15 protein-coding genes are annotated in these 22,305 nt (G+C 37.7%); all 15 read right to left on the minus strand.

What is annotated here, in order from left to right; translation table 11 throughout:
- Window positions 1–53 precede the first annotated feature (53 nt).
- Window positions 54–7,214: a T9SS outer membrane translocon Sov/SprA gene (sov, locus tag MMF97_RS01955; protein ID WP_243358267.1), complete on the minus strand. Its 7,161-nt coding sequence runs from the start codon at window positions 7,212–7,214 to the stop codon at window positions 54–56.
- Window positions 7,215–7,225: 11 nt separating this feature from the next.
- The gene (ruvA, locus tag MMF97_RS01960; RefSeq protein WP_243358268.1) at window positions 7,226–7,810 is read right to left on the minus strand and encodes a Holliday junction branch migration protein RuvA; all 585 of its coding nucleotides are present in this window, start codon (window positions 7,808–7,810) and stop codon (window positions 7,226–7,228) included.
- Between the two features lie 13 nt (window positions 7,811–7,823).
- Window positions 7,824–10,121, minus strand: coding sequence for an NADP-dependent malic enzyme (locus MMF97_RS01965; protein ID WP_243358270.1), 2,298 nt, complete (start codon window positions 10,119–10,121; stop codon window positions 7,824–7,826).
- 259 nt (window positions 10,122–10,380) lie between these two features.
- A complete protein-coding gene (locus MMF97_RS01970) occupies window positions 10,381–11,778 on the minus strand; it encodes a lytic transglycosylase domain-containing protein (RefSeq protein ID WP_243358272.1) in 1,398 nt (465 codons plus the stop codon).
- 28 nt (window positions 11,779–11,806) lie between these two features.
- On the minus strand, window positions 11,807–13,234 hold the full coding sequence (gene gatA / locus MMF97_RS01975; RefSeq protein WP_243358274.1) for an Asp-tRNA(Asn)/Glu-tRNA(Gln) amidotransferase subunit GatA: 1,428 nt from the start codon (window positions 13,232–13,234) through the stop codon (window positions 11,807–11,809).
- A gap of 27 nt (window positions 13,235–13,261) precedes the next feature.
- Window positions 13,262–13,450, minus strand: a complete 189-nt coding sequence (locus tag MMF97_RS01980) for a Sec-independent protein translocase subunit TatA/TatB (RefSeq protein ID WP_243358276.1) — start codon at window positions 13,448–13,450, stop codon at window positions 13,262–13,264.
- A gap of 31 nt (window positions 13,451–13,481) precedes the next feature.
- Window positions 13,482–13,847, minus strand: a complete 366-nt coding sequence (locus MMF97_RS01985) for a Sec-independent protein translocase subunit TatA/TatB (protein ID WP_243358280.1) — start codon at window positions 13,845–13,847, stop codon at window positions 13,482–13,484.
- Window positions 13,848–13,889: 42 nt separating this feature from the next.
- A complete protein-coding gene (locus MMF97_RS01990; RefSeq protein WP_243358282.1) occupies window positions 13,890–15,152 on the minus strand; it encodes a murein hydrolase activator EnvC family protein in 1,263 nt (420 codons plus the stop codon).
- Window positions 15,153–15,172: 20 nt separating this feature from the next.
- A complete protein-coding gene (locus tag MMF97_RS01995) occupies window positions 15,173–15,967 on the minus strand; it encodes a DUF4292 domain-containing protein (RefSeq protein ID WP_243358290.1) in 795 nt (264 codons plus the stop codon).
- Window positions 15,945–17,489: a tetratricopeptide repeat protein gene (locus tag MMF97_RS02000; protein ID WP_243358301.1), complete on the minus strand. Its 1,545-nt coding sequence runs from the start codon at window positions 17,487–17,489 to the stop codon at window positions 15,945–15,947. The genes MMF97_RS01995 and MMF97_RS02000 overlap by 23 nt, the downstream gene beginning before the upstream one ends.
- 172 nt (window positions 17,490–17,661) lie before the next feature.
- The gene (dut, locus tag MMF97_RS02005; RefSeq protein WP_243358303.1) at window positions 17,662–18,093 is read right to left on the minus strand and encodes a dUTP diphosphatase; all 432 of its coding nucleotides are present in this window, start codon (window positions 18,091–18,093) and stop codon (window positions 17,662–17,664) included.
- Between the two features lie 6 nt (window positions 18,094–18,099).
- Window positions 18,100–19,584: an oligosaccharide flippase family protein gene (locus MMF97_RS02010; RefSeq protein ID WP_243358306.1), complete on the minus strand. Its 1,485-nt coding sequence runs from the start codon at window positions 19,582–19,584 to the stop codon at window positions 18,100–18,102.
- A gap of 83 nt (window positions 19,585–19,667) precedes the next feature.
- Window positions 19,668–19,952 carry an acylphosphatase gene (locus MMF97_RS02015; RefSeq protein WP_243358308.1) on the minus strand — a complete coding sequence of 95 codons (285 nt, stop codon included), beginning with the start codon at window positions 19,950–19,952 and terminating at the stop codon, window positions 19,668–19,670.
- Between the two features lie 77 nt (window positions 19,953–20,029).
- Window positions 20,030–20,977 (minus strand): NAD(P)H-dependent flavin oxidoreductase, encoded by a 948-nt coding sequence (locus tag MMF97_RS02020; RefSeq protein ID WP_243358310.1) that lies wholly within the window; start codon window positions 20,975–20,977, stop codon window positions 20,030–20,032.
- A gap of 6 nt (window positions 20,978–20,983) precedes the next feature.
- On the minus strand, window positions 20,984–22,150 hold the full coding sequence (locus MMF97_RS02025) for an amidohydrolase family protein (RefSeq protein WP_243358313.1): 1,167 nt from the start codon (window positions 22,148–22,150) through the stop codon (window positions 20,984–20,986).
- Window positions 22,151–22,305: the final 155 nt, after the last annotated feature.

Raw genomic sequence — 22,305 nt, forward strand, 5'->3', positions numbered from 1 at the left:
AGTTAAAGTTTCTTTTGCCCACAAAGTTAACCATTTGTTGCAATTATATGGTATTAATTTAAGGTAGCACGCAGGCTAAACCCAAAATTGCTGAAAGATGTATTGAACGATTGTGAGGTATAAGGCTTAGTAATATTAGAATCGTAAAATATTTTTAAGTTAAACCGCTGATTTAGCACATAATCTACACTTGGCCGCAGGGTAATATTTTTTGCTCCTGAAGACACTTCTGCTTCGCTGATATCTGCCCGGTAAATAACCGTCTTATTATCTCTTACGGCTACATCCAGTTTAAAATCCATGTTATTGTCTAAACGAAGATTGCTGAACCAGCCAAAAGGAAACCTGAATTTATTGGTTCTGTAACCCAATCCAAATACAAAGTTATTCTCTGATAAATGTGCCAGCTGGCTATTTGATAAACTTAATCCAAGAAGACGGGTTCTGTTAATTTCAAAATTAGCAGTCAGATTACTTTTTAACCTGGCATCAATACCTATTAAAGGCGCAAACTGTTCTGAGATACTTACCTGTGCAAATTGATAATAAGGCAGGAAATTCTGGTTAACATCTCTACTGCTTACATATCCATCTGTTTCCTGGTATTTTAACAGCGTATTAAAACCGTTAACACTATAAGTAGAGCGATAACCATGCCTTAGGCTCAATTCGGAAAAACGCTCGGCAAGAAACGCAATTTTGGTTAAACCCGAATAGGTTAAACGCCAGTTAGGTAATGGAATTTTTGGCAGGGTATTGAGCCTCATTGTACCTGCATTCTTACCGGTATAAGCTGCCAGAAAAGCTTCTACTACCACATCATGCGCATCTTTATTGTAACCATCTGCGTAACCGTTTGCCTCGCCATTTGAATTAGGATTCTGATTTCCCAGTCTTTGAGATATCACAGAACGGTTAGCCATAAACTGGTTAAATATTTCTGATACAATACTTCCGTTTTTTTCTTTAAAAGCTGTTCTTAAGCTGATGATAGAGATACTATAATCACCTGTAGTATTAGGGCTGAAATCTTTAAACGAATTAGAAACATTGTCATACCTGAAGTTGGTAGAATAATTTAATGTCCTGTTTCTGCCGGCATTCAAGGTAATTTTTAAATCGTTGATGGGTTCTATGGTTGAAGTAAGTTGAAAATCTTCCCGCAGTGTATTTACATAAAGTTTTTCCTGATACGGATCTGTGGTTAACCAGCCGTTATTCAAGGCCATCATCCTGATATCTCTCTGGCTACCGAAAACAAAACCTAAACCTGGTGCTCCGGTTACATCATCCATACCAAAAAATTTTGTTCGTGGTAAATAGCCTGGCAAGAATGTACCTTTTGTTTGTGTAAAGGCCACATTAATGCTTTTGATTGATGTCAAAATACCAGTTGCCAGTTTACCTATGTTAAAGGTACTATCTGTGGTTTTTGAGCCTCTCCTGTAAAAACCGAATTTATTATAGAGATTTACAAAATTTAATGTAGGATTTACCTGTATGGTTCTTGAATTCTGAATGGTATTTCCCAGATTGATATTCGGATCACGCAGGGTTGCCAATGGTTCTGTTTGCCAGTTAAAAGTAGTTCCATAGGTAGTAGCTACATTAACCCAATCTAAACCCGGTATTTTATTTATCGGTACACTATAGCGTACATTCAAACTGTGGTTATAGTCTGTGGTACGTCCTAAATTTTTCAGGTTATTCCATAAAGTATCGCGTTTTAAACCTTCTATTCTACCATCTGGCTCATCAATTATAGAATAATTTGTAGCATCAAAATCAAGACTTAAAGATTTGGTCAGATCCCATGCAATACCATAAATACGCGACATTAAGAAATTCTTGCTGTAAGTAGTCTGAATAGGGAGATAATTATTTGGATCATTATTACGCAAGGTATTTTCTGCATAATAGCGATCTACATCTACCCTGAAATTGATACTGTTAGGCAATAGACTAAAATTAAAATCTTTTAGCAATTTAAGACTGTTAGACTTGATAATTTTATCAAAAGGTTGGTAGCTTTTAGGCGTATAGGCATAGTTGTAAGCCAATGAAGCCCGATAAGTGTTTTGAATATTTCTTTCGATTACAAAATCACGATGCGAAAGTTTGGTTTGTGCATAGGTAACATTAAAGTTTTCTATATCCCATAGCCTTACCTTATCATCCTGTTTACGTTCTTTATGCACATTGGTAAAAGCAATGCTACTGCGTGTTGTATAATCCTGAGCAAAGTTTAAGATAGAATCTTTTTGCTCTTTATTGGCATTATTCAAAGCTTTTGAAAGTTCGATATCTGGTGTCCGCGGGTCAAATTGTGGTGTGGCAATCTGTTTTGAGTAACTTACGAACATAGGTATTTTAACGCCGCTTCTTTGTGGCAAAAATTTGCCTAATTCTATATTAGATGAGATATCAAATGCTTCATCATCTGTACGTTTACGCTCACTCACTCTGCTTTCTATTGAACCAAAACCTACAGTAGATTTAGTACCCGAAATATTTACATCGGCAAAATCGGCAAGCTTGGCACTCATTCTAGCCGTAGCAGCCCAACCACTTCTTTCATCAAAACCGGTTAAACGCAATTCATTAAACCAGAGCATTCCGTCTTTTGTTAACCCGTCATCGCCTGAAGGAGAAGCCGGATTACGCAAAGGATTTTTTACCCCCAGCATATAAACTCTCACCTTACTCATATCAGGCTGTCCTTTTACTACAATGGTTTTACCATCTACAACATAAGTAAATGGTATATTTAAAGGCCATGGCATTCCGCCTGTTGTACGGGCATTATTTCTGGCAATCTTTGCCTGTTGAAGCAATTCCAAATCTAAATCCATTTTATTGGCATCCGGCCAGATCGCATAGGGATCGCTGGTATTAGGCAGTGTTACTTTTAATGGCTGGTTATATTCATAATAGTTATCATTATGATCGGTACCAATTCTTATAAAAGCCTGCAAATCATTATCAGATAAAGTGCTGTTGCCTACTGCTTCAAGGTGAATAAACATTTCTAACCTTTTATATGCTCTGAAATCTGAAAGCGCTGTTCTAAAGGCTGCTCTTCCATAGCCGTCTTTCAGATTTTTAACCGTCATAGCCAGCGATTGCTCATTCTGTCTGGTATCTCCTCTGTAATTACTGAAATCTCTTTCACGCTCTATACCTGGCGGTACTACATAAGGTATTGGGCTACGCTTACCGTTCTCTTCAATATTCACAGTTGATAGCTCCATTGTTGAATTATCTGCCGGAGCAGGGATCAAAGATGGATCTACAATAACCTGGTTACTTTCATTTTTGGCATTGTACTGTCTCCATTCGCCTCTCACCAGTTGTATTTTAGCAAATCTCAATACTGCCGTATCAGCAAAATTGGTCATGAACATCCTGATAAATCTGATCGACTTAAAATCACGGATATTGCCCACTGTTTGTTGAACCTGAGCAATAGGTATCCTGATCTGGTACCAGGTGGTATTTTGCGTTTGTCCGTTAGCTAATTTAACAGGAGTAACTACCTTATCTGTTACAAAATTCTGCCCCACAACCAGATCTCCGGGACGCATAGATATTTTGTATTGAAAATAATCATCTGATTGCGACATGTTGTTATCGCGGTTAATATCTTCGCCATCAGGCAAAGACGTTGAAGCCGAGTTCTCTACGCCCAGTTCGGCCATAGACTGCTGAGGTGTTTTTGAGTTACCTTCGGTACCATTATAATTTTCATAACGCTTTAAGATACCAGCATTGATCTTGTCTAACTCAGGCCCTCTGAAATAACTATAATCATCTGATGAAGGGTCGTTATCTAAAGCTGCCGCAGCTGCAGGATTTAAAACATTTTTAATGCTGGTAAGGAAACTGGCAAACTTTGCTCTTTCGTTCTGACTGGATAATCCATCTAAACCTACATCTTGCTTTTTACGTACTTCAGGATCATTATCAAAAGCCTGAATTACCGGTTGGAGCTTAACTACTCTGCCCCAATTGGTTTCTTCATACTTTGAAGGGTCGTCATCTGCCGGTAATGCATTTTCAGCCGATTTCTTGCCATCTTTCAGGATATCTTCAGAGATATTACCCAGATTAAAATATAAATCTCCACCTTGCGAATTTGGCTTATAGATAAATGGATCCATTAGCCAGAGTTCAATATATTCTATATTCTGCGATTCAAAATCGTTAATATCTATTTTACGCATTAAACCACCCCAGCGTTGTTTAGGATTTTGCAATGTACCATCTGCATTTACGCCTGTTGTGGTATAATTATAAGGACCTCGCAGATTAGGATAATAAGCCAGATCTAAAGTAGGTAATGTAATGGGTTGCCCGGTACTGATCTGTTTATAAGGAAAAACCTCGGTTTCTGTAATCTCTCTAACGTAATGGTTAGACATTTCGTTTTTGTTGTTACGTAACGAAGCCGGTATTTGTGATGAACCGCCACGATTATAGAACGTAGGATCTATATTGTAGAAAGCTATTTTAGCTCGGTTATAACCATAACGAAGATCATCCAAGTATTGCGATTCAGAGAACAATTGTGGCGTTCCTGATATCTGCCACGAAATAGCGCCTTTCAGATCTATAACAGATCTCGATGCCTCAAAATCATCCAGATAACTGGTTCCTCTTTTTGTTCCGGCAAAATTTAAAGCCGAGGGATGCCCCGGTATAAGCTGGGCAAACTCACCATAAAAAGTAACCGTAGATTTTTCTTTGGTAGAAATTAAGGGAATCTTATCTACCAGTTTAGTTAAAAACCTGGAAGGCGATGTGTAATTCACATCAAAACCCCACATGGTATTGGAAATAGGTTCTTCACCAAAATTTACCTTTGCAGAAATAGGTTTTTCTGTAAGGTTCATCAGTGTTCCGCCTATATTAAGTTTATTGTTTACTCTGTAATCGCCCCTAACCCCAAATAAAGACCGTTGCTGTAACCCAAACAACTCATTATTCTCTGTTGAGATCCTGATAGACTGGCCGGAGCTCAATAAGGCAGTATTTAAAATCTTAACCCTGCCGCTCATATAATCTACGGTATAATCAGCTCCTTCTACCAAAGGCATGGTACCTAAAAATACTTTAACCGATCCTTCAGGAACATTAATAGCGTTGAGGTTAAACTCAGATGAAATATCTGACTGATAACTTCCTTTAATAATATACCTGTCTTTGCCCGGAAAATTTTGCTGAGCAGAAACTTTTACCGAATCATACAATTGCGGATAAGTATATTTATTGATCAATACTTGTTCTGATGACTGATTAAACTGGGCAGCCAGATCTTTACCAAAAGGCTCAAGTACTGGAAAAATAATCCTGCCATTTACCGGTTCTATAGTAATATAGCCATTGCTGGTATTGGTTGGCACAGCAGCACTGCCGCTACCGTTTGTGCTTAACCCACCTCCAAACTCATTGGCATTGTTAATGGTATTTACAAAAGGTTTATTTTCTGCAATAAAATCAAATACTCCATCTGGCTTACGTTCTCGTTGTAAATTTAACCGGTCTAAGCCTGTTATATTGATCCATTGCTTGTTAATGGTATTTGCACCTTCGGTTATAATAGGTCTTTCAACCCCTGAAGTTTCATCTAATCTGAAAATATCGAGTTTAAAATTCTGACTGCTGATCTGATACCCACCTATGTTATAGATGTTTTTCATCATCAAATTCCAGGTAGGTAAGTTGGTTTTGATGGTTTCGTTTTTCAACAATTTGGTATATAATACCTTAGGCGTATTCTGATCAAAAGGTACATCTGTAGAAAACTCGCCCACCTGATATTCTACGCCATTATAAGTGTAGCGATAAGCAACTGCCAAAACCTCGTCGGTATTGAGCTGCATATTCAGAGAGATGTATCCTAACTGAGGTTGTAAAGTAAAATCACGATCTGTAAGCTTACGGGCATAAGTAAGTTTGGCAAAGTTATCTGTACCACCACTACCGTTAAAGAATCCTATAATTGCATTGGAATTGGTAAGGCGGGCATCGGGAGATAGGCTTGTTAATAAGTTATTTGATTGTTGAGGATAAGTTGGATTTAAAAAGCCCGATGGTTGTACAGAACCTCCACCAATTAACAGGTTAGTATTGTAAGGCGCATTTTCACCTAAGTCTAAAAATGCCAGAACATCTCTTGAATCTTGTGTGCTTCCGGTTTTATTGGTAAGCCACACTTCTATTTTAGTAATATTTATGCCTGATAAAATGGTAGGCGGATTTGCCAAAGACTGGTTGTAACGATCTCTGAAAAATTGTGCAAGAAAATAGTGCTTATTCGCTTCGTAATCGCTACCACTTATTCTGAAATCATTCTGCTGGGCACCGTTACTGATCTGTATTTCTTTAGACTGCGATTTTTGTTGCGAAAAAACTGTGGTTAAGCCTAATTTACCAAATTGAAACTGGGTTTTTACCCCAAAAAGGGCCTGTGTTCCTTTAATCAATGAGGTGTTAAGTGGCAAGCTCACATTTCCGGCTTCAATCTTTTTTATAATATCGTCTGCACCGCCAGTATAATCTAATTTAATCTGGTTCTCAAAATCAAACTGCGCTTCTGTATTATAATTCATTTTGATTTTCATCTTTGTACCGATATTACCTACCACATCCATCTGAATGCGCTGGTTAAAATCAAAATTGGTTTGTACGCGTTGTCGTTCGTTAAATAAAGGATTTTCGTTTTTGTTAACCCTACCTAAAAAAGTAAGTTCTGCTTCCCCGCTGGGTTGTATATCTATAAGAGTACTGCCAAATATTTTTTCGAAAGCTTTGCTATTTATTCTTACTTCTGGAATAATACCCGATTTCCTGATATCGGCCACCTCCTGGTTTGACAGCATACGCCAGTTATCACGCTTTATTTCACTGTTAACCAAACGCATGTATTGTTCTACAGTTAAATACTGAGGCAATGAAATGAGCTTGCCTCCTACACGCTCACTAATGATATAGAGATTTGTAACCGGATCGTACTGAACTTCTTTTTTAACATTTTGAGGCCGGATAAAAAAAGGATTGGTTTGTACAGGTAAGCCTATCTGCTTAAGCTCTTTAGGGTTAAAGGTGTTCTTGGCAGTATCAATAACATTAACCTGCTTGTTCTCCTGAGCGTATAAATGAGAACATAGCAAGAGCGTTAAGAACAGCGCACAAAGCTTAATTTGGTTTATCAAAGGTAAATTGTTTATAGGTTTTTTAATGCTTCTTTAATCATCTGCTCAACCGTCAAACTTCCTTCAGCTTTTTTTATCACGTTATCCAATGCTTTTTCAGAAATTTGCTTACCAAAGCCCAACATGACTAAAGCTGATAACGCTTCATCTTTAATTGTATTATGAATTGGCATTGAAATTAATGATTCTATGCCGTCTTTTTTCAATTTATCTTGTAATTCTAATATGATGCGCTGTGCAGATTTTGCTCCTATACCCTTTATTTTCTGGATAACTGCAACATTAGCGCTTACTATTGCCTGTTGTATCTCTGCCGGCGACATTGATGACAACATCATTCTTGCAGTAGTTGGGCCTATGCCCGATACAGAAATCAGATGTAAGAAGAGCCTGCGCTCTCCTTCATCTGCAAATCCGTAAATTGTATGGGCGTCTTCTTTGATATGAAGCCAGGTATAAATTTTACACCGCTCCTTATCTCCTAAAACGCTGTATGTATTTAACGAAATATTGATATGATAACCTATGCCACCTACATCAATTACAATATAAGTAGGGCCTTTAAAGGTTAGTTTTCCATCAATATAATCGTACATATAATATTATGTATTAGCGTTTACTTTTTTTCTTTTGGTTATCAATCTCACTTTTAGACTGGCTATCAACCACAGCTATGGTAACCATATTCACAATCTCTCTAACCGAACTGCCTAGCTGAACAATATGTACAGGTTTTTTCATTCCCAGTAAGATTGGCCCAACAGCTTCTGCTCCCCCTAATTCCTGTAACAATTTATAGGCAATGTTACCTGATTCAAGATTAGGGAATACCAAAGTATTTGCAGGCGCATCGGCTAAACGGCTAAAAGGAAAGTTGTCTTTTAACATGGTATTGTTAATCGCAAAATTTCCCTGCATTTCTCCATCTACAATAATTTCAGGATATTTCTCATGCAAAATCTTTACCGCCTTACGGGTCTTCTCTGGAATATCTCCTTGGTTTGAGCCGAAGTTAGAATAAGAAAGCATGGCTATTCTTGGATGTACATTGAATTTTCGAACCGATTTCTCAATTAACAACGTAATATCTACCAATTCTTCAACCGTAGGATCTACGTTAACGGTGGTATCACCAAAGAATACTGGTCCTTTTTGGGTCATCATCATGTACATACCTGCAACACGGTTTACACCTGGCTCGGTTCCAATTACATGTAAAGCCGGTTTAATGGTCGATGCATAGTTTTTAGTAAGACCCGAAATCATGGCATCAGCCTCACCAAACTCTACCATTGATGCACCAAAGTAGTTCCTATCGCGCATAAACTTGGTAGCTTCAATTAAGGTAACTCCTCTGCGCTGGCGTTTTTCATAAAGTGCCTGAGCATATTTTTTTATACGCTCAGCTTCCTGCAACGGATCTATGATTTGAACACCTTCAAGTTCAAGGGCATTCTCATCGATAATGCTTTGTATTCTTTCTTTATTACCTAATAAAATAGGGATGGCAATATTGTCATCTTTAACAATTTGAGCTGCTTTTAAGATTTTGTAATTATCAGCCTCCGCAAAAACCACACGCTTAGGGTCAGTTTTAGCTTTAGTGGTTACTGCACGCATTAAAGCATCATCTCCGCCTAAACGGGCTTTCAATTCTTCTGCGTAAGCATCCCAGTCTGTAATTACTTTACGTGCAACACCGCTTTCTATTGCCGCTTTAGCCACTGCAATAGATACATTGGTCATCAGCCTGAAATCCGTTGGTTTAGGAATAATATATTCTTTACCAAATTTCAGGTTTTTTACATTATAAGCCATGTTTACTGCTTCTGGAACCGACTTTTTAGCCAGCTCGGCAATAGCCCTAACAGCAGCAATCTTCATTTCTTCATTAATAGCCGTAGCCCGTACGTCTAAAGCTCCTCTAAAAATATAAGGGAAACCCAGAACATTGTTTACCTGATTAGGATAATCAGATCTTCCGGTTGCCATAATGATGTCTTTACGTGATTTTATGGCAATTTCATAAGCAATTTCAGGATTAGGGTTAGCCATGGCCATTACAATAGGGTTTTTGGCCATTGAGTTTAACATCTCAACGCTTACACAATCTGCTGAAGAAAGACCAATGAAAACATCAGAATCTTTCATGGCATCAGCAAGTGTATGCAGATCGCGTTTGGTTACAAACTCTGCTTTAATAGGATCTAAATTCTCACGATCAGCACGAATTACTCCGCTTCTGTCGCACATTACAATATTTTCTTTTTTAGCGCCTAGTGAAACATATAAACGAGAACAAGAAATGGCTGCCGCTCCTGCGCCGTTTACCACAATCTTAACTTTATCTATTTTCTTTTTTTGCAGTTCACAAGCATTTAACAATGCTGCTGCTGAAATGATTGCCGTGCCATGCTGATCATCGTGCATAACCGGAATATTCATTTCTTCTTTAAGGCGGCGCTCAATTTCAAAACACTCAGGCGCTTTGATATCTTCAAGGTTAACCCCTCCAAAAGTAGGTTCTAATGCTTTTACAATTCTTACAAACTCATCTACGTTTTTGGTATCAAGTTCTAAGTCAAAAACATCAATATCGGCAAAGATCTTAAATAACAATCCTTTTCCTTCCATAACAGGTTTACCACCTTCAGGGCCAATATCTCCCAAACCTAAAACAGCAGTACCATTACTGATTACCGCTACCAGGTTACCTTTTGATGTATATTTATAAACGTCTTCTTTATTTTCTGCAATTTTTAAACAAGGTTCTGCCACACCTGGAGAATAGGCTAAAGTCAAATCTCTTTGAGAAGAATAAGGTTTAGTTGGTACTACCTCTATCTTTCCCGGTCTTCCTTGTGAGTGATAGTCTAAAGCGTCTTGTTTTCTATTTGTTTTGCTCATTTTCTTCTTAATTCTTGTGCGGTCAAATTTACAATTTTTACTAATGATAAGGTTCCTTTTTCATATTAGTTATTGTTTTAAATGAAACTGAAACTTCTCTTAGCTTAGTTTTAGTGCTTGCGCAAAAAGATGGCTGGTTTATTAAGCAACAGCCAATATGCAGATGTTATTTGTGAAAAACAACTTATTTTTAAAGAGATATGAATTATTTATTCCTTTAAAATTTAAAGGAATAAATAAATTTTATGAAGAAACAGGTTTACATAATTTTCAAAAGCATACCTACTTTAATGGCATTATTCTTAAGTCCGTTTAGTTTCTGGATCGCTTCTACTGTTACTCCTTTAAATTTTTCTGCAATAGCAAACAGGGTATCACCTGCTTCTACTTTATAAATGGTAGATTTATTTGCAGTTATATCTTTGCTGTTTTTTAGGCTATCGGTATTTTTAGCTACAATCAGTTTCTGTCCGGGTATGATAGATGCCTCACTTAGTTTATTCCAGACTTTTATATCCTGAACTTCTATGCCGTATTTATTGGCGATGGCGGTAAGTGTTTCGCCTGCTTTTACGCTATGGGTCTGTGTATTGGTTTTCTGATCTTTTATTGAGGTTTTTTTCAGTTTCCTAAGGTCTCTTACATCATCTGTTGTGGCTGCTACTAGGGTTTTATCTATATCCAGATCTGCATTTACGATTTCAAAGATGTTTGCATAAAATGTATGATCTACTTTTGGGATAATGACGCGTTTGGGTGCTTCTAGGGTTCCATTCACTATAAATTTTTTATATGAAGGATTTAACGCTACCAAGGTGGTTGAATCATAGTTTATTGCTTTGGCCAGATCGCTCAGTGCAACAAATTTAGTAACCATGATACTATCTGTTTTAAAGCCAAAGGAACTCTTCTGCGCTGTAATTTCATGTCGGCTTGCATATTTCATTACATAAACCGCAGCGATAAATGCAGGTACATAATCTCTGGTTTCTTTAGGCAAATATGGTCTTATCTGCCAGAAATCATTAGATCCGGCTTTATCTATGGCCCGTGTAACATTGCCTTTTCCGCAATTGTATGCCGCTATTGCCAGCAACCAGTCGCCTAATTCGTTATATGCATCTCTAAAATAAGCTGCGGCTGCATAACTGGCCTGAACAGGGTCTTTTCTTTCATCAACAAAGTTATCCATATTTAACCCATAGCCTTTTGCCGTACCAAACATAAATTGCCACAAACCTGTTGCACCTACTCTTGAAATGGCATGAGGGTTCATAGAAGATTCTATGATGGGAAGATATTTGATCTCTGAGGGTATATTATAGGCTTTAAGTGCCTGCTCAAAGATGGGGAAATAGTAGTTAGACAAACCCAGCATCTTACCATACATATCTTTCCTTTTTGAATAGACATCTATATAACCCTGCACAAATTCATTATAAGTTAAGGGTACGGTTTGCTGTATAGAATCAAGACGCAGTTTATAAATATAATTCTGATTGTAGGTTAGAAGTGCCTGCCCCAGTTCGGGAACAGCTGTGGTATCTGTATGCTTTTCCTGATTCAAAGAATCGGCAGATAATTGTTTTACTTTAAATTGAGAGAAAACGCTTAATGAACTGCAAATTATAAAAATAGTGAGTAAGGTTTTTTTCATAAGCAAAGCCTCCAATACTTAACTTACGCTAAGCTTCTTTTAAAAACTGATATGATAGGTTTAAAAGTTCCTGTTCGTTAAAATGTTTAGCCATTAGCTGTACGCTCAAAGGCAGTCCTTGTGCATTGCTGGTTAAAGGCAAAGCGATAGCGGGCACACCTGTAAGCGATGCTAAAACGGTATAAACATCTGCCATATACATCTGCAAAGGGTCTTTGATATTTTCGCCTATTTTAAATGCGGGTGTTGGGGTTACCGGGCTTAATAAGATATCGTGCGTATTTAAAAGCTCTTCTATTTTGTTTTTGATAAGTTTACGAACCTTTTGCGCCTTTTGGTAATAGGCATCATAATAACCTGCGCTTAATACAAATGTACCCAGCATAATGCGGCGTTTTACTTCTTCTCCAAAGCCTTCTGCCCGAGATGTTTTATATAAGTCTGTAAGATTTTTTGCGTCGGTATTTCTGTGGCCAAAATGCACCCCACTATACCGCGAAAGATTAGAAGATGCTTCGGCTGTAGTTAAAACATAATAAGCCGGAACCAGGTAATCTAATAAATCAAATGAAACATAAGTGATCTGATGACCTTGCTCTCGAAGTTTTTCTATTGCATACTCAATTGCATTCCTGATGTCATTATCCAATGCCGGATTATCAATGGTTTCTTTTAAAACGGCTATTTTTTTAGGATTTCCCGACTGGTTTAAACTGCTTTGATAGGCAGGAACAGGTTGCGTAGAAACGGTACTATCATAATGATCTGCACCTGATAGCACTTCTAAAAGCAATGCAGCATCTGTAACCGATGAGGTAATTGTTCCGATCTGATCAAAAGAAGAAGCATAAGCGATTACGCCATATCGTGAAATACGTCCGTAAGTAGGTTTTAAGCCAATACAACCACAAAAAGCAGCCGGCTGTCGTACCGATCCGCCAGTATCTGTACCTAATGCGGCCAAGCACATATCTGCCTGAACAGCAGCAGCCGAACCTCCTGATGAGCCTCCTGCTACACGGCTTTGATCTGCGGCATTTCTTACCACTCCGTAATAAGAGGTTTCATTTGATCCGCCCATAGCAAACTCATCGCAGTTTAACCGACCTATAATAATGGCGTCTTCCTGTAAAAGTTTTTCAACTACCGTGGCAGAATAAGGGGCCACAAAGCTTTCGAGCATTTTTGATGAAGCGGTAACTTTATGATTGGTATAACAAATATTGTCTTTAATACCTATTACCATACCCGCTAGTTTTCCAGCTTTACCGGAATCCATTTTTTGCTGAACAATTTCTGCCTGCCTGGTGGCAGAATCAAAAAACACCTCATTGAAGGCATTGAGGTGTTGATGCTTTTCTATCTGCTTAAAATAATAAGCCAGCAAGTCTTGAAGAGTAAGCGCTTTACTTTCTAAAAGGGATTTAATCTCATTTAAAGAGTTATGCTTTTTCAAAACTTGCAAAAAGTATTTTAAAGGTAATTAACCGTTGTTTTGTGTAGATTTATCAGAGTCTACGCCGTCTTTACCGTCTTTAAACTCTTTTACACCTCTACCTAAACCACGCATTAATTCTGGAATTTTTTTACCTCCAAAGAGCAATAAAAGTGCGATTACAATTAAAATGATCTCTGATGACCCTAATGCTCCTAAAATTGTTGGTTGTAACATGATGTTCTAATTTTAATATTTTTAAACCTGTTTAATGTGAACTTGTAGGTTCCTTATCTTCTGTTTGTGTTCCGTTTGCCTCTACCGCAGAGGAAGTGCCTGCTAACGGAGTTTCATTCTCATGGATAGAGTAACCTTGGTCTGTTTCTGGCTCACGGTAAGTGTGGTTAGCCGCAGCAGACTTGTCTTCTACATCTGCATCAAAAGAATTGATGTTACGGTGGATTTCTCTTTTTACTCCCTCTGAAGCATCTTTGAATTCTCTTATACCTTTACCCAATCCCCGTGCCAGTTCTGGTAATTTTTTACCTCCAAATAACAAAAGTATAGCCAAAACAATAAGCATCATCTCACTTCCGCCTATGTTTAAGAACTCTAATAACGTTGCTGAATACATCTCTAAGCCAATTTTATACAAATATAATTAAAATAACAGCTTTTAGCGCGCTAACCAGCTTTCAGGATTTTGCGGAACTGATCCCCGTTGTATCTGAAAACCTAATTCAGGTACGCCTTCATTCATGGCTACAATACCTATAGTTTGTTTTGTAGAAACTTCTGCGCCCTTGCTCACACTTACGCTTTTAAGATTATAATATACCGTAAAATATTCACCGTGGCTAATAATAACAATATACCTGCCCTGCAAAGGAGTTACTGTTGTAACTTTTCCTTTAAACACAGCTCTTGCAGCTGCATCTTCACTGGTCTGATAAGTTACCCCATCGTTTTTACCTGAGGCCTGATCTACCTTATAAGCCCCGTAATGAGCGGTAATATATCCGTTGGCTACCGGAGCTGGTAAGCTACCTTTATTCGCTTCAAATGCCTCAGAAAGTCTGGCCGCTTCAGGCGTGGCTCTAAGCACATCACTGTTTGTTTTTGGTTTGCCGGGCGTTGTAGCAGGAGCTGGTTTGTTCTCTGCTTTTGCCTTAGCAGCAGCTATACGCTCTTCTTCTTCAGCTTTTTTACGTGCTGCAGCAATTTCACGGTCTATCGCTATTTTAATCTGCCTGCTAATGGCATCTTGCTGCTGTTTTCTCTTAGTAATATCTTGTTTGTACTGTTTTTCCTGTTTGGTTAATTGGTTTAACACTACAGACTGTTCATTTTTATTTTTATCCAGTTTACCTTTTTCTGTTTCCTGTTCTTTAAGTAAATTCGATTTGTTTTTCAGGTCTTTATCTAAAACAACGATCTGATTGTTCAGGTCTTTTTGGGTTCCCTGTATATAAGCGGCTTGTTTTTTTCTGTACTGTCCAAATTGTTGTAGATATTTAATACGTTTATATGCTTGGTTAAAATCTTTTGCAGCAAAAACAAACATCATTTTATCGTAAGCATTTTTATTGCGCTGTGCAAAGCGAATCATACCTGCATATTCTTTTTTCAAATCAGACAAGCGCAATTGCAGATCTCTAACCTTGCCGGTATTCTCATTTATTTTACTGTCTATGTTTTTAATCTCTGAGTTGATGACAGCTATTTTTTCCTGACGTAGCCTGATCTGTGCTTTTAGCGCATTGATCTGAGATAAGGTAAGTTTTTTGCCAGATGTGGTCTTGTCCAGATTTTTCCTGGCCAGTTCAATCTCTCTTTGTAGCGCTTCTTTTTTGCGCATCAGCTCTTTACTCGATTGTGCCTTTACGCCTGCAAAACCTAAAATTAACGAAATGAGAATCAGGATAGTTTTTAGCTTCATTATCCAAAATTATAAAAAAATTATTTGATTAGCTGATAAGACTTAGGAACTGTAAACGGAAAATCAACATTTGTATTGCCTTCTACCTTGTTAAACTCAAGGCTTAAAGCAATCTTCTTGGTTCCTGCCATCGACTGTAAGTTCAATTTTGAGGGGAATAAACCTCCATTTAAAGGCGTATATTTTTCATAAGATACTTTAAGGGCTTGCCCGGCTTCGGCATCATTCAGACTGGTTTCGGCTGGTTTTAAAAGTGTATTAAAAAGTACAGCATAAACCAAATCTTCTGCTTTACCACTTAAATTCCAGACACCATTCTCAAACTTTAAATCTGAGTTCTCATTCATAAAAGCTTTAATGGTATTGCCTGAGAATATCGACTGTAGCAGACTAAAATCAATCTGATGATTGGTAAATTCGTGGATATAACTGAAAGGCTTTTTGGTATATGTTTTTTGCATACGATTAATCAGTTTAATGCTATCAGGTGTAACCAATGCTCTTGCAACCTCTAAAGCTCCGCCTAATGCAGTAATATTTACCCATATGGCCTGGTCTTTTTTTATCCTGATATTCATGGTAACACTATTAATATCGCCATCTATATCTAAATCGGCCTTGCCTTTTAATGCCAGTGTGTTAAAAGACAGATCTTTTGCCTGTAAAGCCTGTAGATTTTCCAATTTTTTATTGGTTTCAGGCAGTTGTTGTTGCGCTACCGGGGGTGTAGCAACAATGATCTTCTTAGTTTTACAGCTTGCCAGCGTAAATACAATCGCTGTAATCAAAAAACTATTTAATATATTTTTTCTCATTGATCTTTCTTTTTAATTTATCAGACGCGTTTCCGCTTGAACCCGCCTTTATCCACTGTTCTAATGCTTTTTCTTTATCTCCTTTTAAATACAGGATATCTCCATGATGTTCTATATAAACCCCGTTTGAAGGATCTGACTGTAAGGCTTTTTTTATATTTTCTAAAGCCGCATCCAACTTATTTTGTTTCAGCAAAACAAAAGCATACGTATCTAATACAGAAGCATTAGCCGGATGTGCGGCCGCTGCTTTTAAAGCCAGGCTCTCTGCTTTATCTAAATTATGGTTTCTAAGCGCCATGTAGTAGGCATAGTTACTCATGGTAAGGTAATTGTTGGGGGCAAGGGCAATGGCCTTTTCAAAAGCCTCATCGGCTTCTTTAAGTTTCCCTTGATCTATAAAAACCTCTGCCTGTAAAGCCAAAATCATTGCATTGAGATTTTTATCTTCTGCATCTAATTGCAACGCATTTTTAATATCGAAAGCAGCTTCTGCATTTTGCCCGTTACGATGCAAAGCAAAGGCTTTATAATAGTAAAGAATAGCTTGGTTGGGGTAATAAGTTAAAGCTTCTTCACCTACTTTTATGGCTTCTTCGTAATTACCTAATAAAGTTTGCACAGCAAGCAATTTTTCCCATGCAATATAAAGTTGGGGTTCTGCTTTAACCGCTTTTGCATATTGTTCTTTAGCAACTGCAAGATTACCCGTTTGATACAGCAGATCGCCATACATGAGCCTAGCTTTAGTATTATCGGGATATTCTTTTAAGGTATTTAGTGCCAGATCGGTTATATTTTTAGATTTAATTAAGCCCCCCGATTTTGCCAATATTTTGCCTAGCACACTGAGTCTTGCATTAAGAGGCATTTCGGGGTTGTTAAATGCATTTTGTAAAGCCGCAATGGCTGCATCACTTTGTTTCAGTTCCTGATAAACATCGGCCATAGCCAAATCTATTTCAAAATTTTGCGGTTCTCCCTGCTTGGCTTTCTGTAATACAGCAAGAGCTTCTGAGGGCTTATTGTTCTCCAACAATTGTGCGCCTTTTAAAAGATAGTTACTCGTACTAACTGTTTCATCGGATTGCTGTTTCTCTGCATTTTTACTTTGAAAAGCAAAACGCTGACGTGCCATTTCAAGTTCCCGGGATGAGCCGAATTTTTGTTCTATGTTCTGGTAAAGTTTTTCTGCTTCTGCTTTCTTGCCTGAGAAATATAAAGCATTGGCTTTATCGAAATAATAAAACCTGTCATTTTCATCAAGGGTTATAAGCTGGTCTAAAATACGGATCAGTGCTTCAGGGTTTCCCGACCGTCTGTAAATATCGGCCTGCAATTTAAGATACCAGATATTAGCAGGTTTAATTGCGATTGCTTTTTTTACCGCAATCTCGGCTTCCATAAATTTGTTTTGCTTAAAATAGAGATTTGCCAGTTCAAATAATGCAGCGTCATTTTGAGGATCGAGATCTACAATTTTAGAGAAGCTGCTTGCCGCTTTGGGATAATTCTCTGTCATCTTATCTCTTAACCCTGCAAAAAAAAGTTCTTTTACGGCGTTTGTGTCCTTTAAAACCACCTCCTTTTGAGCATAGGCATTAAAAGCAATACTACTAAAACAACATAAAACACCTAAAAAAATCTTTTTTACCTGCATTATTTTCTCTTCATTTCAGCCTCGGTTAGCCGAATTATTTACCTGTATGTCCATACCCACCCTGTCCTCTTTTGGTATCGGTTAATACTTCTACCTCGTTCCAGGTGATGGCTTCATGTTTTGCTACAACCATTTGCGCAATGCGTTCTCCATTATTGATGATAAAATCAGTATCGGATAAATTAACCAGTAATACTTTTACCTCACCTCTGTAATCGGCATCTATTGTACCTGGTGAGTTCAATACGGTTATCCCATGTTTATAAGCCAGTCCGCTACGTGGCCTTACCTGCGCCTCATATCCTACGGGTAGCTCTATGTAAATACCTGTTGGAATTAAAAACCGTTGCAAAGGTTTAATTGTAATTTGTTCAGGAATAAATGCTCTTAGATCCAGACCTGCTGCATGATCGGTTTCATACGCCGGCAGTGGATGGCTGGATGTATTTATGATATTAACTTTCACTTGAGATTATTTTTTGTTTAAAAACCTGATTAAATCACCTTTTTCAAGATAAACAATCACCCCTACAAAAGCGATTAATAAAGCATTACCTATGTAAATGTTACGTTTAAACACAAAAAACGAACAAAATGATAAAACAGTAGCCACAATTAAATACGCACTTATTTTCTTTAAATTGTATGGGATAGGATAATATTTCTGGCCGAGGATATAAGAGATGACCATCATTACAAAATAAGCAATCATGCTTACCCATGCAGAACCCATATAGCTGTACTTAGGTATCAAAACAAAATTGAAAACAATGGTTATGATAGCTCCTATTACAGAGATATATAATCCAAACCTGGTCTGATCTGATAACCTATACCAGATAGAAAGGTTCATATAAATGCCTAAACAGACATAGCCCAACAATAAATACGGCACAGCAGGTAATCCTACCCAATATTGTTCATTACGTATAAAGTGTTTAAGGATTTCTATATTGGCCACCAAACCTAAAAACATAATGGCTAATGCAATAGCAAAATACTGCAAGATAATTGCATAGGTGTTTTTAGCATTTTTATGTTTGGCATGGCTATAAAAAAACGGTTCTGCACCCAGCCTGAAAGCGGTAATAAAAATACTTAAGAAGATTGCAATCTTACATACCGCACCGTAAATTCCTACTTCGCCATCGGCAATGGCCGGCGGCAGTAATTTATTTAATACAATCTTATCTAAATTCTCATTGATAATGAACGACAGGTTAGCTACCAAGATAGGCCAGCTATAAGTAAACATACTTTTAAACAAGACTTTATCAAAGCTGAACTTAATTTTAGCAAACTCAGGTAACAATGCGATGAGCGTTACTATACTGGCTATTAAATTGGAGATAAATACATAACCTATCCACTGGGTCTGGTACCATGAGGCCAGCCATTGGGCCAACCAGCCATGACCTTTGATCAATGCAGGAACAGCAAACAGAAATATGAGGTTAAAGCCTACAAAAGTGCCTATATTCAGAAATTTTACAATGCTGTATTTAGTAGCCTTTCCATCGGCGCGTAGTTTGGCGAAAGGAATAACACATATGGCATCTATGAATAAAATCCAAAGGAAATACTGTGTATAAAGTTTGTAAGAAGCAATATCCGCCGCATCGCTGGCTAAATAAGAGGCTATTGGATTAATAAAAATTAAGCCGCTAATCAGGAATAAGATAGATATAAACACAATGCACAGGAATGAGTTATTGTAAACCTGTTCTTTTCTGTTTTCAAATTTATTGAGATACCTAAAATAAGTGCTTTCCATACCAAATGCCAGGATAGCATTGATAATAGATGCGTTGGCATACATGTTTGTAAAAATGCCATACACCCCTTTAGGATAAACATTTGTATAAATTGGGGTTAAGATAAAATTGAACAGTCTTGATAAAACCGTGCTTATCCCGTATATGGCTGTTTGCCCTAAAAACTTTTTATATACTGACAATTTTATTTCTGATTTGAGTTTTGAAATCTGATCTCATGCGTAAGGTATTCTATATTTTTTAATAAGAGGTTCTTGAATTAAGCTTACCACAATAGATTCTTTTTAATCACCACAAAGTTGTTATAGTTCTGTAATTCGCCTTCACTTACTTCTACTTTTTCTACTTTTGCTTTTTCGGGTCCTTCATTGCACCATTCTATGAACATTTCTAACGTTTGAGGATCTGCTTCTGCTTCAATCAACACCGAACCGTCTTTTTCATTTTTGACCTTTCCCTTAACGCCCATCTGATCGGCCACAGCTTTAGTGCTCGCTCTAAAAAAAACGCCCTGAACCTTACCCGTAACCTTAATATTAATATGCTGCATTATTCTTCAATTTTTAGCCTTTACCTCAAGGGCAAAAGCTTATATTTTACAAAACTAACAAAAGCGCGTAGAACTCATTAAATCTCTAAGCCCGATATTCTTTTCTTTTCATTTATAAACTCCTGCCAGATCTGTTCAAGTATTGCTGCTGCAGGTTTTATTTCACGAAGCATAGCCGATACCTGTCCAATCTCCAGTTCGCCTTCTTGCATATCGCCCTCAAACATCCCTTTCTTTGCTCTTGCTCTTCCTAAGAGTTTACCTAATTCATCAGCATTTGCGCCCGCAGCCTCGGCCTGAGCAATAGTTTCGGCAAAATCATTTTGCAACAAGCGTACCGGAACCAGCTTTTTCATTCTCAACTTGGTATCGCCTTCTACAGCGTGAATAATCTTTTCTTTAAAGCTGAGATGTGCAGATGATTCTTCAGCAACTGCAAATGCCGAACCCACCTGAACGGCCTCTGCACCTAAGGCAAAAGCAGCTAACATTGCTTTACCGCCAGCAATTCCTCCTGCGGCAATTACAGGAATATTTACGGCATCTGCTATCATTGGGATCAGACATAATGTGGTTGTTTCTTCTCTTCCGTTATGTCCTCCAGCTTCAAAACCTTCGGCAACGATAGCATCAACACCCGCATTTTGTGCTTTTACAGCAAATTTCTTATTGGCAATTACATGCACTACAGTAATTCCTTTTTCTTTTAGAAAACTTGTCCACGTAGCTGGGTTACCTGCCGATGTGAATACGATTTCGACCTGCTCTTCAACCAAAATCTGCATGATTTCTTCGATGTTAGGATAAAGCAAGGGAACATTCACCGCAAAAGGTCGATCTGTAGCCACCCTGCATTTACGGATATGTTCTTTTAGAACTTCAGGATACATAGATCCCGCACCTATAATACCCAAACCTCCAGCATTTGAAACCGCAGCAGCTAAACGCCACCCACTGCACCAGATCATGCCTGCCTGTATGATAGGATATTTTATACCAAAAAGAGATGTTATTCTGTTGTTCATAGAAATCTAAACTAAACGCGCAACCTTTGTATGGTTACCGATTTTTAAATCCGGTCCGATATTGAGCAGATTAATACCGGGTTGCTTGCCTACCTGCAAACTTCCATATTGCTGATCTATATTTAAGAATTTAGCACCATTTAAAGTAGCCCATGTAATTAAATGATCAAACGAAATATTTTTATGTTCCTGTATAACCTGCATTTCAGCCAAGATACTTAACTGATGATTACTGGCCAGGCTGTCCGTACCCAAGGTAATTTTAATATCTTCGTTCAGCAGCATTTCTATATCGGGTAAATTATTCTCGATATAAAGATTGGCATGCGCACATAGGCACCAAAACACAAAGCCATGTTGTTGACGGGCAAAATCCACATCTTGTTTTGTGCTAAATGTATTATGCACTAGAAGAAGGTTGTTTTGTGGTAATTGAGGTAAATGATACCTTAAGGAGTTTTCTCCATTACCATGGTAGGTGGATTTCTGTACGCCTAACCGTTCATACATCTGGGCAAACTGTCCGGTACCCAATTCAAAGAATTCATTTTCTGCCGCTGTTTCCTGATTATGTATGCTTAATATATCTTTAAACCTGGTTACACTTCTAATCGCCGTAAACAATTCTTCTGAAACTGAATAGGGCGCATGCGGAACAATAGAAGCCGGTAAAGGTTCAAAATTTTCACAGATGCTTAAAGCATTATCTATGATAGGCTTTGAAGGTCTGTCAAATCCAAATACCTCTACAAAAGTGTGGTAATAAATAGCACTGTTTTCTTTTACTACTTTAGAAGCCAGAACATTTGAAATGTCGCCCACGGCAACAATACCGTTCTCAAACATTTGTCTGTCTGCTTCTTTCATCGCAGATAAAACAGTTTCTTCAGCTTGCTCACGTTGTGCTACAATCTCCTTTACAAAAGCAGGTAAGCCTGTTTTTTGAGGTATCTTTTTAAATAAATGCGAAAGTTCTAAATGACAATGCGTGTTCACAAAGCCAGGAACCAGTACACCTTCATAATATTCTATGTCGGTAATATTTAATTCAACAGCCTCCTCTTTGGTATAAACTCCTGTTATTGTACCATCAGGTTCAAATCCTATAACACCATCCTTTACGGGCGGGGTTATAACCGGATAAATGTAATTTGCTGAAATGTAATTGACCACTTTACAAATAAACGAGATTTCTTTTAAAAGAAAACTGTTTCATGTTGCAGAAAATATCAACAAAGTGTAGAGTTTCTCTACACTTATATTTTCACACACAAAAATCAAAACACTAAAAATCAACAACTTAAATATTAATATTATTCTGGCACTCT

The organism is Pedobacter montanisoli (genome assembly GCF_022809115.1).
Lineage (GTDB): Bacteria > Bacteroidota > Bacteroidia > Sphingobacteriales > Sphingobacteriaceae > Pedobacter > Pedobacter montanisoli.